Below are 13946 nucleotides of genomic sequence, written 5' to 3'. Positions count from 1 at the left end.
GATATAGCTCTTAAATTGACGAAGCTTGCGCTTCATTCAAAAATGGTAAAACTTATTTTTGCCTCATCGTTCAGTTTTCAAAGTTCGTCTGCCGCTCTTGGCGACTTCATTAATCTATCACGTTCTGATTGTTTTCGTCAACAACTTTTTCACAAATTGTTTTTCTGAAATAATCTTTTGCCGTGACAACGTTTATAACTATAATCTCTATTTACCACTTCGTCAATACAAAAAACAATAAAAATAAAAAAAGATTTACTTCCCCTCAACATGATGAAAAGTAAACCTTCTGCTTTGTATTAATCGAGACGGACATAGCCCGTCTTCTCCACTAACGTTTGCCCATCCTCGCTTTCGAGCCATTTTAGAAATTCTTCATATCGCTCTGCCTTCTCTTCCGTAGTCACCGCATAAAATTCAGAAGTCAGTGGATACGATCCATCCTGAATCGTTTCAACGGTCGGTTCGATTCCATCTATACGAAGTAACTTGATTTCATAGTCATGCACCATTTCTGTCGCATAGTATCTAAATGAGAATCCAATCGCATTTTTATGGTTCCGATACGATGAAGTTTGTTGAATGATTCCACCCATCCCTTCAGGAACATCTTCTACCGGCGCCTCCATGAGCTTTTGTTCGCCCATCATCTTTTGTAACGCCGTTTGACTGCCACTGTCCTCCGGTCGTTGAAAAGCACGAATGGATTCCGAGTCCCCTCCGACCTCTTCCCAATTCCGAATGTCTCCTGAATAAATCCCCCGAACTTGTTCCATCGTCAAAGAATCGACCGGGTTATCTTCATGGACGAAGAACACAAATGCTTCCCTTCCAATCGCCGTCATATGTAAAGAAACGTTTTTTTGTTTCGCAACCTTCAATTGACGGTCAGATGGACCAGCGACGAAAATCAAGTCGGTCTGATCGTTCATCAGTCGGCTGTACGCTTCCGGTGTTGTCGTCGACACGACTTTACTCGTTTGATCATTATATGGATCATACGTTTCCGAGTCCGGATAGACTGCTTCCACGAATGAAGCGTACATCGGATAGAGCGCTGTCGCTCCATCTAATCGCGGCAAACCTTCCTCAAACTTCACCGAAGCCTCGTGATCGAGTCTCGCCAATTGTTCTGAATCCGTGAACGGCTGATAATCCATCAACTCCACACCGCGTTCCTCAATCTTCAAACTATCTTGATACATATAATATCCTTTCACAGAAGCGAAGAGGACAGCACCGACTAACGCACCCCAGCCGAGAACTCTTCGAATCTTTTGTTTTGAAAAGGACGAAAAATCATAGAGTCCCATACATATGATTAGTAGAACGGCCATATACCATACCGTCCAAATAATCGGTCGCCCAAGTGTGATGGGGTCTCCCATCGTAAAAAGGGCGACAAAGACAGAAATCACAATCGTGACAAATAAAATAAAGACGGTTCCCACGCTAAATCTCAATAGTTTCATATAACTGATTTTCTCCTCATTGTTCCTAGGAAAGGGAAGTTAAGCAATCTCATAAAGCACTGCCTCTACCCCGACCCCTTTCGTCGGTCTCGTGACCGTTCGAACATACCCTTTTTTCACTAAAAAACCAATGATGCTTCCAAGGTCGACACGGAGCTCATTCAAATTCGGATGTTCCATCAATTCTGAGAACGTCCACGCTCCGCCTTTCTCCTGCATCGTCTGAAGTAATAACAACGTCCCCGGCAACACTTTCGATTGAATCAAATGTTCCATGCCAATGACGACAAGGTGGATGCGCTGTTCAAGCGATTCTTGTCCTCCGACCAATTCATCGTGCAGCTTATAAATTTCGAGGTCAATGGCTCGTACCTGTTCCCACAATACGATTTCCGGATGAATCCCCGCCTCAAGAATCGAGAGGCGTGCCAGGTGAGTGAGGGCATGATGAATCTGAGTGAAGGCGTCTTGGAACTCCCCTTCTAAAAATAGATAACGTCCGTCTTCAAACCGACGCAACAACTTTGCGAAAGAGATTGAGAGTTGTAAACGTTGTTCCCGATTCGTTAAATTACGGTTGCGCTGTCGTAACTCTAAAATGTACTCATTTCGTTCGAACAAGACGATTCCGTCTTCAATCCAATGAATGGCTCGCCGATTTTCATTCAAGACAATCCAGCGATCCATCATCGAGTCACTGACTACGTGCAGGACGATTTTTTCTTGACCGACCTGATAGTGTTTCACCGTCCAAAACGGTTCTGGTTTTGCTTCAATCACAATGAGCAGGCGATCCGACTGATCCGTCAACGGATCACGTGCCCGTTTTTTCTTCACTTCAATAATCCCGAGTGTCGTTTTTAATGCAGCATATTCTGAGTAAATGGTGCGAGTCGCATATTCCATCGTCATCTGGACCCCTTCTCTCCCAATCGCAAGTTGACTATATATATGACGATTGTCATTTTCGATACGAACCAAATTCGCCCTCTTTTCAAAAAACTCCTGCCGAAAAAGTGCAGGAACTTCTCACTCGTTTCAAGATGAGCTATGATAGAGACAGACTATTGGAGGGATTCACTCATGAAAAAACGGGGGAACAAAATCAACCGCGCACGTAATATAGCATTACTTCTTATCTTCGGCGGGATCGGTGTCATGTATCTCGGTCTTCTCGCAAAATCCATCACCTGGCTCATGATTATTTTCATGCTTCTTGGATTTGTCATGGTACTTGCGAGCTCTGCTCTTTACTTCATCGTCGGGATGGCCTCGACAAAAGCCATCATCGTGACTTGTCCGAACTGTGAAAAAGAGACGAAGATGCTCGGACGCGTCGACTTATGTATGCACTGCGACGAGCCGCTCACAATCGACCGTTCACTCGAAGGAAAAGAATTCGATGAGAAATATAACAAACGTCAGTCACAACAAACGGACTAACACAAAAAACCACATCCGAGCCGTCGGATGTGGTTTTTTAATGTGTTTGCGATTGTTCAGACTGACAAGACGGGCACGTTCCGTACACTTCAAGACGGTGACGATCAACTTTGAATCCAGTCAATTGTGATGCAACCGATTCGATTTCATCTAATACAGGATAGTTAAAGTCGACGACTTTTCCACACGTATCACAGATGATGTGATAGTGCTTCGACGTCACAAAGTCAAAACGACTCGAGGCGTCCCCATAGTTCATCTCTTGAACGAGGCCCACCTCTTTAAAAACGCGCAAGTTGTTATATACAGTGGCCACACTCATATTTGGAAACCGTGCGGCAAGTGCCTTATAAATGTCATCCGCTGTCGGGTGACTATGCTCCGTGACGAGGTACTCCAAAATGGCCTGGCGCTGAGGCGTCATTCTGACTCCATGTTCCCGGAGCGACTGAACAGCATGGTCAAGCATTTCGCTTCCCACGTCAATCCCTCATTTCTTCTATAAAATTCATGCGAAATAGTTTTGAACATTAACTTATTTCTTACATAGTAATCTTTATAAATAGTGTACTGATTTCTCAACTACTCGTCAAACACTGAGCTTATGCGGTTGACGGCTATGATACAATAAGTGCGAATTTGAATAAGGAGGCAATACATATGACTACTTCATCAAATCGTCAGTCATCCGATGCATTATACCAAGATGCACTCACTCACATCGTCGGAGGTGTCAACAGTCCATCCCGCTCATTTAAAGCAGTTGGTGGCGGCGCCCCTGTTTATATGGAACGCGGCGAAGGCGCCTATTTCTATGATGTAGACGGGAATCGCTACATCGATTATTTGGCGGCATATGGTCCAATCATTACCGGCCATGCCCATCCACACATTCATGAAGCGCTTATGAACGCTTCTTCAAAAGGTTTATTATACGGGACACCACACCGTCTCGAGGTTGAATTTGCGAAGAAACTAAAACAAGCCATCCCTTCGATGGATAAGGTACGATTCACCAACTCCGGAACAGAAGCCGTCATGACGACGGTACGAGTCGCCCGTGCTTACACTGGTCGTGAACTTGTTGTGAAATTCAGCGGTTGTTACCACGGACATTCGGATCTCATGCTGATTGCAGCAGGTAGTGGTCCAGCGACGCTCGGTTCTCCGGACTCTGCAGGTGTAACAAAAGCCACTGCCAAAGAAGTCATCACCGTCCCGTTCAACGACGTCGAAGCGTATCGCGAGATGATGAAAGAATGGGGAGACCAGGTCGCTTGTGTGCTCGTCGAACCGATTGTCGGGAACTTCGGAATCGTTGAACCGAAGCCAGGTTTCCTCCAAGCTGTCAACGACATCACACATGAACACGGCGCACTCGTCATCTATGATGAAGTCATCACGGCGTTCCGTTTCACATACGGAAGTGCCCAACAAGTGTATGGCATCGAACCAGATATGACGGCACTTGGTAAAATCATCGGTGGTGGTCTACCGATCGGCGCTTACGGCGGGAAGGCTGAAATCATGGAGACGGTCGCCCCACTCGGACCTGCATATCAAGCCGGCACGATGGCCGGTAACCCGGCCTCGATGGCGACAGGAATCGCTTGCCTGGAAGTGCTCGAGCAACCTGGTGTCTATGAGAAATTAGACGCACTCGGTGCGAAACTGGAAGCCGGCATCCGCGAGGCGGCAGAAAAGCATGATGTCACGATCACGCTCAACCGCTTAAAAGGTGCCCTTACCGTTTACTTCACGGATGAAATCGTCACCGACTATGAAGGTGCGGAAAAGTCAGATGGTGAGAAGTTCGGACGCTTCTTCAAGTTGATGCTTGAGAATGGCGTGAACTTGGCTCCATCAAAATATGAAGCCTGGTTCTTGACGACAGAGCATACGGAACAAGATATCGAAGAGACAATCGAAGCGGTCAATCGCTCGTTTGCCCAATTGTAAGAAGGAGATGCGCAAGCATCTCTTTTTTTCATCTAAAAGGGGACATCTTCAAAAAAAGTGTCTCTTTTTACTGAGTACCGTCCCCCATTACAGTAGAACCAAGGAGGTGCTCACCATATGAAATTTAATGATTTTCCATTAAATGTCCGCTTACGACTCGTTTGCGGATTTTGCATTCGAATCGTCGGATCAGCCATTTTCCCATTCATGGCACTCTATTTCTCAGAAGAGTTGGGGAAAGTGCCAGCCGGTATCATCATGACCTCATTCGTTATCGTCGGTTACTTGACCGGTCTATTCGGTGGATACTTTTCCGATCGGTTCAATCGGAAGGTTGTCTTACAGATTGGTCAGGTGATTCAAATCATCTGTTTTCTTGGGATGACCATCGCGATTCACCCATCGAATAACTGGGCACTCATCGTTGCCATCCTCTACTTCGGACATGCCATTTCGAACGGATTGAACTATCCGGCACTTGAGGCGATTGTCATCGATTCTATGGAAGAATCAAATCGAAAAGCCATCTACGTGTATGACTACTGGCTCGTCAATTTAGCGATTGCCGGAGGCGTCATGCTCGGCGGCGCCTTTTATCGCGACCATCGTTTCGCTCTCTTTATCGGTATGACGGTCATTCTCACTGTGACCACAATCATTCTTCAACGTTTCTTGGTCGACACATATACTGGCAACCGCTCAACACCGTCAAACCCGATTCATGGTGTCATCGAAAACTATAAAATCGCGTTACGCGACCGCCGATGGATCACATTCGTATTTGGAAGTATGCTCGTCTTTTCGACCGAGTTTCATATGGCGAACTATATCGGTGTTCATTTAGCAGAGTCATTCGAAAGTCGTCAAATTCTCGGAATACCTGTTGATGGGGTTCGCATGATGGCGTTTATGCAACTAGAGAATACCTTGCTCGTCGTCGCCATCACGTTTGCGGTTACTGCGTTCGTCAAACGTTTCAAAGAGAAGACCATATTTTTCATTGGTTTATCGTTATATATCACAGCATACGCCGCCATTACCTCGATGAACTCCTTTATCGTCCTGACCGTACTCGCGATTATCTTCACAATTGGCGAACTCCTCTACTCGCCGATTCGACAAGTGAAACAGGTTGACCTCCTCGACCCTGAACGCCGTGCCTCTTATCTTGCATTCGGCGGCCTCACGTTCCACGGAGCCAAATTGGTTGCCGCGGCAGGCATTGTCGTCGGCGCGTTCATCGGTCCGGTCTTGATGAGCGGTTACATGTTCGTCTTCGGTGCCCTCGGTGCTTACTTGTATTATGTATCGCTCTATAAGATGCAACCTGCTCGCCAACTCGCTGCTTGACGTTTAACATGAAGACAAAACGGTAAAACAGTACGATGAAGGAGGCGAAGTACTTGCCTGCGATTGTTTTATTTGATGGCGATTGCAACTTCTGTGATGCCAGTGTCCAGTTCATCATTCGTCATGATCGACACGCCTCGATTCACTTTGCTTCGCTCCAAAGCGAGGTCGGTCAGTCGCTCCGAACACGACACCGGATCCCGGAATCAGTCGACAGCATCGTCTATATTGAGGAAGGGGTTCCTTACTTAAAATCAGACGCTGCGATTCGAATTGCCGAACACCTTGATGGCCGTTGGCGCCTGCTTCGACTCATTCGTTTCATACCTAGACCGATTCGTGATCATGGATATGCGTTATTCGCCAAACATCGGACACGTCTATTTGGGAAAAAGGAAGTGTGCACACTCCCTTCCCCGGATGTTCGTAAACGATTTTTAGACCGCTAAAAAAGTCGAGCCCATAGGACTCGACTTTTTTATTATTCGACTACGGCTAAATCTTGAATCATATACAGATCATAATACGCCCCGCGACGACGCATCAACTCTTCATGCGTTCCCGTCTCCATGATTTGACCGTTATCCACGACGACGATTTGATCGGCGTCCGTTATGGTCGACAAGCGGTGGGCAACGATTAACGTCGTCCGTCCTTTCGTCAGACGGGCCAGCGAGTCTTGAATCATCGCTTCACTTTCTAAATCAAGCGCACTCGTCGCCTCGTCTAAAATCAAGATCGGTGGATTCTTCAAGAAGACGCGTGCAATCGCAAGCCGCTGCTTCTGTCCACCAGACAGTTTGACACCTTTCTCCCCGACCGGTGTCGCATATCCGTCCTGTAGTTTCGAGATGAACTCATGGGCGTTCGCCGCCTTGGCCGCCGCGATGACTTCCTCATCCGTCGCATCCGGTTTTCCCATCCGAATATTCATGGCAACCGATTCGCTGAAGAGGACCGAATCCTGCATGACCATCCCAATCTGGTCGCGGAGTGCACGTAATTTGAAATCACGCACATCGATGCCGTCGATTTTGATGCTTCCATCCGTCACGTCATAGAAACGCGGAATCAAACTGACGAGTGTCGATTTCCCTCCACCGGACATTCCGACAAACGCCACGCGTTCCCCGGAGCGGATTTGAAGGTTCACATCGTTCAACGCTCGTGTCCCGTCCTGTTCATACGAAAAACTCACATGCTCAAGGTCGATTTTACCCGCTGTCGACAACGGGACGAACCCGTTCGGTTTCTCCTCGATATCATATGTCTCATCCAAGAACTCAAAGACACGGTCCATCGAAGCGACCGACTGCGTGAGTGTCGTCGCCGAGTTGACGAGACGACCGAGCGGCGCATAGAGTCGGTCGATATACGCGATGAACGCGACAAGCGTCCCGAGCGATACCGCTTCTTGAATGACGAGCCACGATGCCGTCGTGAAGATGAGGATCGGCGCGATGTCAGTGATGGTCGATACGACGACATACGTCTTGGCGTTCCAACTCGTATGTTTGAGTGCCGCGTTCAAGAAGCCACCGTTCTGTTGTTCAAATGCCTTATTCTCATATGGCTCTAGCGCAAAACTCCGAATGACCGCCATCCCGTTGACGCGCTCTGTCAAATGCCCTTGTAGGTCAGCGAGTGCCGCCGACCGTTCACGCGTCAAACGACGCAACCGTCCATAGAAATAGCGGACTGCGATCGCGTAAAACGGAAGTGGTAAAATCGCAATCAGCGTGAGTTGCGGGTCAATCGTATACATGATCCCGATGGCGATAAGAATGGTGATCATGTCGAGCCAAATATTCATCAGACCGGTGATGACGAAGTCTTTCGTCTGTTCGACGTCGTTGATAATCCGTGAAATGATTTGTCCCGTCTTATTGTTTGAATAATAGCGGAGTGACAACTTCTGGACGTGGTCGAATAACCGGTTCCGCACATCGAACAAGACACGCGTCGCGGCCCACTGCGCCAAATATTGACGCAAATACTCGATCGGCGGCTTGAGGACCAGGAAGACGAAGAAAACGATGCTGAATAACCAGACGAGCGTCGTGTAGTCCTGCTTCGGCGCATCATCCGTCAAATAGTTATCGATGACATATCTATAAAGTAACGGTAATCCGAGCGGGATGGAAAACTTCAAAATCCCGACGAAAATGGTGAGGGCAATCTGTTTCTTATACGGACGAACAAACTGCAAATAACGTTTAATACTACCCATAATGCCTCCTGACTTAAGAAAAAAAGCGGAGATGAGGAATCATCTCCGATAACGTGCTTCGTATTCGCGATACCATTCATCGACGAATGTTGGGTTGAACGGCCCTTTCCGTCCTCGAATCCAGTTGATCAGTTCTTGCACGTTCTGCTTCAAGATTCGATCAATCGCTTTCGGATAATTCATCTCGCGACGATGCCGCTCATATTCATCTTCATCTAAAATCGTATACGACATATCCGGGAACACCTTGATGTCCAAATCGTAATCGATGTATTTGATGGCACGTTCATCCCCATCAAATGTAGTCGGCGAACCTAGATTACAGTAGTAGTAAATCCCGTCTTCGCGAATCATACAGATGACATTGAACCAATACTCAGATGAAAAGTAGCAAATTGCCGGCTCTCGCGTTCTCCATTGCCGACCGTCTGACTCGCTGACCATGATGCGGTCATTGAATCCGATCATATCCGTTTTTGACGACTGAAGGACGAGCGTTTCTTCCCAAACGCGATGCAAAGTTCCGTTGTGCTTGTAGCTCTGTATCTCGATTTTGCTACCTGCTTTGGGAAATAAGCTCATAAGCTCCTCCTTTCCGCTATGATGCTATACAATTCTCATATTTAATTATAGCGACTTTCAGAACCAATGAAAAAGGAAATCTCTTATTTTCATGAATTTAGTGTTTTTTGGAAGGCCCGCGCCCGTTCTTGGAACATCGGCCGAAGCACGAAATACTCGACGAGTATGTTCGGAACATAGCTATCGAACGTTACTTCATCGATCATGACCGCCTTACCATCACGCGACTCAACCCGATGCACGTGTGTGAACCGCTTGAACGGAAACGGTAACCTCTTTCCTTGATCGCAGAATGCCTGGTTCCCCACAACGGTGATGGCACTGGTCCATGGCAGTTCCACCGGACCGACCCCAACGAACAACTTCACTTCATTCCCTTCGACCGAGGCGCCGTCCCCCTCTAAGCGTACTTTAGGAAACTTTGTCAGCTTCGTCAAAAGCGAGGCATCCTGTAACAAATCCCAAAGCACATCTACCGTCGTATCATATGTCGACTCTACCTCAAATCGTCTCACGTTCGTCACCTGCCAATCGTTCTAATTTTTGTTGAGCAACAGAAACCGTCTTCACCTCACGCTCCGAAGCGTCTAGCCAGACGACGTCATCCGTCGGAAGCGTATCGACACGATATAAATCGATATACCAGACGATATGAGAGAAGACATGCTTCACTTGCCCGAGATACGTTCCGTTAAGTTGTTCCCCCGTTCCTCGATCCATAAGCGGATATTGCCACATCCCAGCGAGCAACCCTTTGTCCGGTCGTTGTTCATATGCGATTTTTCCGTCTTTCTCGATGCATAGCGCGTCATACATTTCGACACGTGCTGCTCCCTTCTTCGTTTTGACCGGTAGCTCATCTTGTACATGATGCGCATATGCATAACAAGTGTCTTGCACGGGACAGAGCGAGCACATCGGATTTTTCGGTGTGCAGACCGTAGCACCCAACTCCATCACTCCCTCGTTAAAATCGGATGCGTGAGTCGGGTCCATCAATCGACGAACGACTTGTTCGAAGATTTTGCGTGTCTTCGGCAGTGCGATGTCGTCATAGATTCCGAATTGACGGGACATCACGCGCATGACGTTTCCATCCACAGCCGGCTCCGGTTGATTGTAGGCAATCGACAGTACGGCTCCCGTCGTATACGGTCCGACCCCTTTTAGTTTCTCGAAACGTTCTTTCTCCTCCGGGACGATTCCCTCGTAAACAGAAGCGACTTCTTTGACCGCTTCATGTAAGTTCCGGACGCGAGAGTAGTACCCGAGCCCTTCCCAATACTTTACGACCTCATCCGTGTCAGCAGCTGCGAGATCTTCGAGCGTCGGAAAGCGTTCCATGAACCGGTTGTAATATGGGATGACCGTATCGACTCGTGTCTGTTGCAACATCACTTCACTCACCCACACGCGATAAGGATTTTTCGCATGACGCCAAGGTAAATCACGCTTTTCGCGATTGAACCAGGTGACGAGTTCCTCGTTAAAATGATGAATATTATAATTTGTGAACAATTTATCAAGATTAAGCATTGTGTTTCCCCTCGTTTTAAAAATATTGTATGATAAATAGGAATAGATGACGTAATTCTTTCATTATTGATGGAGGTGCTGACGCACATTGGATACTGCGACACACATTGGTATGGGACTTGGATTAAGTGCCATCGCGACGCTCAGCCCGGAAGTGTCAGGTGATGCACAACTGTTTTTAGCCATGACAGCCACGGCTCTCGTCGGCTCACATGCACCAGACTTCGACACCGTCTTTAAGTTAAAAGGAAATAGTACGTATTTACGCCAACATCGTGGTCGTTCACATGGAATCACCGCGCTTCTTGCTTGGCCAATCATCGTCAGCGCCGTCATCGGGACGGTCCTCGGCGTCAATCCTGCCTCTCTATGGGTCATGGCACAAATCGCCGTGTTGCTCCATGTCACGGTCGACTTGTTCAATGCCTACGGGACGCAAGCGCTACAACCTTTTTCGAAAAAATGGATCGGCTGGGGCGTGATCGGGACGTTTGATCCGTACTTGTTCTCCGCTTATTACGGTGCATATGCATTATGGATGATAACGGGTGCGACTGTCCCTATTTTTGCACTGCTTATTGCGCTTGTCATCAGTTACTATGCCATTCAGTTTAAATTACGTAACCGTGCGCTCGCTACCGTGGCGAGACACTTTGCAGGGGCACATGAATTGTTCATCTCACCAGGAATCGGTTGGGATGACTGGCATGTCGCCGTCCGTTTCCGCGATGGGCTCGGAGCTGTAAAAGTGAAAAAAGGCAAAGTCATCGAATGCGGTCGCTTCCGCGACAAACCGATGCCAGGAGAAGAAGACCTCCATTTCGTAGAGGCTCGGAAAAATGCTGACTTACAGGCGTTCCTCGAATTTTCTAAAATTCACACGTACACCGTGACACGCCATAACGGGATGATCGAATACCGCTTCACAAACTTGCGTTATTTCTCTAAAAACATGTATCCGTTTGTTGCCGTCGTTATCGTCGACGAGCAGACGAATGACGTGTTGTCATCGTTTACAGGTTGGGTGTTTAGTGAAGACAGCCTTCAGAAAAAATTGGTATACGAACAATAAAAAGTCGCTCAGATGAGCGACTTTTCTTATGCTTCCGATTCAGTGAATTGGAGCTCGAACTCGAATTTGACTTTCTTATCGACGAGGACACCACCCGCCTCAAGCGCTTGGTTCCACGTTAATCCATAGTCCTCACGGTTGAGCGACCCTTCTCCGGAGAAGGCGTGTTTCGTATTGCCCCATGGGTCTTTTGCGCTTCCCTCATACTCCACTTCAAACGTCTCTTCCCGAGTCGTTCCTCGAATCGTTAAATCCCCTGTCAATTCGAATTCTCCGCCTCCTTTTGAACGGAAAGAGGTTGAATGAAAGACGAGATGCGGATGTTCCTCGGCATTGAAGAAATCGCCTGAACGGAGGTGATTATCCCGATCCGTGTTGTTGGTGTCGATCGATGCTGCCTGAATCGTCACTTTCACACTCGCATTCGCTAAATCGCTCGGCTCACCGTTCGCCTTAATATCAAATTCTTTGAACTCGCCCTTCACCTTGGAAATCATCATGTGTTTGACCGTGAACGTGATCGAACTATGCGCCGGGTCAATCTGATATGTCTTAGCCATCGTGACTCACTCCTTATGGATGAATTAATGTGTACAATCTAGTCATTTCCACAAATCTTGAGTTCAAAACGTCTTTACAAAAGATTGACAAATTATTGTCAAAAAATTTTGACTTTTATCACATCATACCGTTACGATCAAAAAAAGGGAGTCGTTCGCTTACTGCTAAATGTAAGCGCATACATAACTCCTTTATCTCGTATGAAAAGGGAGGAACGATCATGATTTATGAAGTACCGAACTCAGCAGGAACGAAAGTACAGTTTAAGGACCGTTATGAGAACTACATTAACGGAAAGTGGACCGCACCGGCTGGTGGAGAATACTTTGAAAACACATCTCCTGTAAATGGGAAAGTATTATGTGAAGTCGCCCGCTCAACGAAAGAGGATATTGAACTTGCTTTGGATGCCGCTCATGCAGCCAAAGACGATTGGGGCAAAACGTCTGTCACGGAACGTTCTGTCATCTTGAATAAAATTGCAGACCGCATGGAAGAGAACCTCGAAATGCTCGCCTACGCGGAAACATGGGAAAATGGGAAGGCCGTTCGGGAAACGCTCAACGCTGACCTTCCGCTCGCCATCGACCACTTCCGTTACTTCGCAGGGGTCATCCGCTCACAAGAAGGTGGCATCAGTGAACTCGACCATGATACGGTCGCCTATCATTTCCATGAGCCGCTCGGTGTCGTCGCTCAAATCATTCCGTGGAACTTCCCGATTTTGATGGCGGTGTGGAAACTCGCGCCGGCACTCGCTGCCGGAAACTGTGTCGTCTTAAAACCGGCAGAACAAACCCCTTCTTCAATCATGGTTCTCATGGAACTCATCGAAGATTTATTACCACCTGGTGTCATCAATATCGTGAACGGTTTCGGTCTCGAAGCAGGAAAACCGCTCGCATCGAGTGACCGTGTCGATAAAGTCGCCTTCACGGGTGAGACGACAACGGGTCGCCTCATTATGCAATACGCTTCTCAAAACATCATCCCTGTCACGCTTGAGCTTGGTGGAAAGTCACCAAACATCTTCTTTGCCGACATCATGGACGCGGATGACGATTTCTTTGATAAAGCGATTGAAGGTCTCGTCATGTTCGCCTTGAACCAAGGGGAAGTCTGTACGTGCCCATCTCGCGCCTTGATTCAAGAGTCGATTTATGACAAGTTCATGGAACGCGTGCTAGAACGCGTCAAAGCAATCAAGCTCGGCAACCCACTCGATGCCGATGTCATGATGGGTGCACAAGCGTCGAACGAACAGATGGAGAAAATCCTGTCTTATCTCCAAATCGGGAAAGACGAGGGCGCAGAATGCCTAATCGGTGGAGAGCGCAACATGATGGACGGAGAGCTCGCGGATGGGTATTACATTCAACCGACGATCTTCAAAGGCCATAACAAGATGCGAATCTTCCAAGAAGAGATTTTTGGACCGGTCTTATCCGTCACGACGTTCAAAGACGATGCGGAGGCACTCGCCATCGCGAACGATACGCTTTACGGACTCGGGGCAGGCGTGTGGACACGAGACATGAACCGTGCATATCGCTTCGGTCGTGAAATTCAAGCAGGACGTGTCTGGATCAACTGTTACCACTCCTATCCGGCACATGCTGCATTCGGTGGTTACAAAATGTCTGGGATTGGACGTGAGAACCATAAGATGATGCTCGGTCACTATCAGCGTACGAAAAACATGCTCGTCAGCTACAGCGAACAAAAACTCGGGTTCTTCTAA

14 protein-coding genes are annotated in these 13946 nt (G+C 47.6%); 6 read left to right on the top strand and 8 right to left on the bottom strand.

Translation table 11 applies throughout. The features are described 5' to 3' along the window. Positions 1-299: 299 nt before the first annotated feature. Together KNO71_RS15045 and KNO71_RS15040 are read right to left on the bottom strand one after the other, a co-directional pair. Positions 300-1472, bottom strand: coding sequence for a substrate-binding domain-containing protein (locus tag KNO71_RS15045; protein ID WP_214685617.1), 1173 nt, complete (start codon positions 1470-1472; stop codon positions 300-302). A gap of 39 nt (positions 1473-1511) precedes the next feature. Beyond that, complete coding sequence (locus tag KNO71_RS15040) at positions 1512-2453, bottom strand: nucleotidyltransferase-like protein (protein ID WP_251026393.1); 942 nt, start codon at positions 2451-2453, stop codon at positions 1512-1514. Between the two features lie 102 nt (positions 2454-2555). Here KNO71_RS15040 and KNO71_RS15035 point away from each other — a divergent pair, with 102 nt between their 5' ends. Then, positions 2556-2915: a YgzB family protein gene (locus tag KNO71_RS15035; protein ID WP_031421140.1), complete on the top strand. Its 360-nt coding sequence runs from the start codon at positions 2556-2558 to the stop codon at positions 2913-2915. Positions 2916-2952: 37 nt separating this feature from the next. On the opposite strand, the gene perR is transcribed toward KNO71_RS15035, so the two are convergent. Beyond that, on the bottom strand, positions 2953-3384 hold the full coding sequence (gene perR, locus KNO71_RS15030; RefSeq protein ID WP_031421138.1) for a peroxide-responsive transcriptional repressor PerR: 432 nt from the start codon (positions 3382-3384) through the stop codon (positions 2953-2955). A 191-nt stretch (positions 3385-3575) separates the two neighbouring features. Between perR and KNO71_RS15025 the strand changes: the two genes are divergently transcribed. The 3 genes from KNO71_RS15025 (at position 3576) to KNO71_RS15015 (ending at position 6673) form a co-directional block, all read left to right on the top strand. Continuing rightward, positions 3576-4874, top strand: a complete 1299-nt coding sequence (locus tag KNO71_RS15025) for a glutamate-1-semialdehyde 2,1-aminomutase (protein WP_015880900.1) — start codon at positions 3576-3578, stop codon at positions 4872-4874. A 117-nt stretch (positions 4875-4991) separates the two neighbouring features. Next, positions 4992-6224 carry an MFS transporter gene (locus KNO71_RS15020; RefSeq protein WP_214685615.1) on the top strand — a complete coding sequence of 411 codons (1233 nt, stop codon included), beginning with the start codon at positions 4992-4994 and terminating at the stop codon, positions 6222-6224. Between the two features lie 53 nt (positions 6225-6277). After that, a complete protein-coding gene (locus KNO71_RS15015) occupies positions 6278-6673 on the top strand; it encodes a thiol-disulfide oxidoreductase DCC family protein (protein WP_015880898.1) in 396 nt (131 codons plus the stop codon). Between the two features lie 32 nt (positions 6674-6705). Here the strand turns inward: KNO71_RS15015 and KNO71_RS15010 are convergent, their stop codons facing one another. From KNO71_RS15010 to mutY, 4 genes are all read right to left on the bottom strand, one after another. Then, positions 6706-8454 carry an ABC transporter ATP-binding protein gene (locus KNO71_RS15010; protein ID WP_047795859.1) on the bottom strand — a complete coding sequence of 583 codons (1749 nt, stop codon included), beginning with the start codon at positions 8452-8454 and terminating at the stop codon, positions 6706-6708. A gap of 39 nt (positions 8455-8493) precedes the next feature. Beyond that, the gene (gene ntdP, locus KNO71_RS15005; RefSeq protein WP_015880896.1) at positions 8494-9036 is read right to left on the bottom strand and encodes a nucleoside tri-diphosphate phosphatase; all 543 of its coding nucleotides are present in this window, start codon (positions 9034-9036) and stop codon (positions 8494-8496) included. A gap of 89 nt (positions 9037-9125) precedes the next feature. Beyond that, positions 9126-9551, bottom strand: a complete 426-nt coding sequence (locus KNO71_RS15000) for a hypothetical protein (RefSeq protein WP_214689247.1) — start codon at positions 9549-9551, stop codon at positions 9126-9128. Continuing rightward, positions 9538-10572: an A/G-specific adenine glycosylase gene (gene mutY / locus KNO71_RS14995; RefSeq protein ID WP_214689245.1), complete on the bottom strand. Its 1035-nt coding sequence runs from the start codon at positions 10570-10572 to the stop codon at positions 9538-9540. The genes KNO71_RS15000 and mutY overlap by 14 nt, the downstream gene beginning before the upstream one ends. 88 nt (positions 10573-10660) lie before the next feature. On the opposite strand from mutY, the gene KNO71_RS14990 reads away from it, so the two are divergent. Beyond that, on the top strand, positions 10661-11644 hold the full coding sequence (locus KNO71_RS14990) for a metal-dependent hydrolase (RefSeq protein ID WP_015880893.1): 984 nt from the start codon (positions 10661-10663) through the stop codon (positions 11642-11644). A gap of 26 nt (positions 11645-11670) precedes the next feature. Here KNO71_RS14990 and KNO71_RS14985 read toward each other — a convergent pair whose 3' ends face one another. Beyond that, positions 11671-12204 (bottom strand): YceI family protein, encoded by a 534-nt coding sequence (locus KNO71_RS14985; RefSeq protein WP_015880892.1) that lies wholly within the window; start codon positions 12202-12204, stop codon positions 11671-11673. A 221-nt stretch (positions 12205-12425) separates the two neighbouring features. Here KNO71_RS14985 and adh point away from each other — a divergent pair, with 221 nt between their 5' ends. Continuing rightward, positions 12426-13946 carry an aldehyde dehydrogenase gene (adh, locus tag KNO71_RS14980; protein WP_078146389.1) on the top strand — a complete coding sequence of 507 codons (1521 nt, stop codon included), beginning with the start codon at positions 12426-12428 and terminating at the stop codon, positions 13944-13946.

Origin of the sequence: Exiguobacterium sp. s163 (genome assembly GCF_018617135.1) — a bacterium.
Taxonomy (GTDB): Bacteria; Bacillota; Bacilli; order Exiguobacteriales; family Exiguobacteriaceae; genus Exiguobacterium; species Exiguobacterium profundum.
This window is presented reverse-complemented; position numbering and strand designations above follow the sequence as displayed.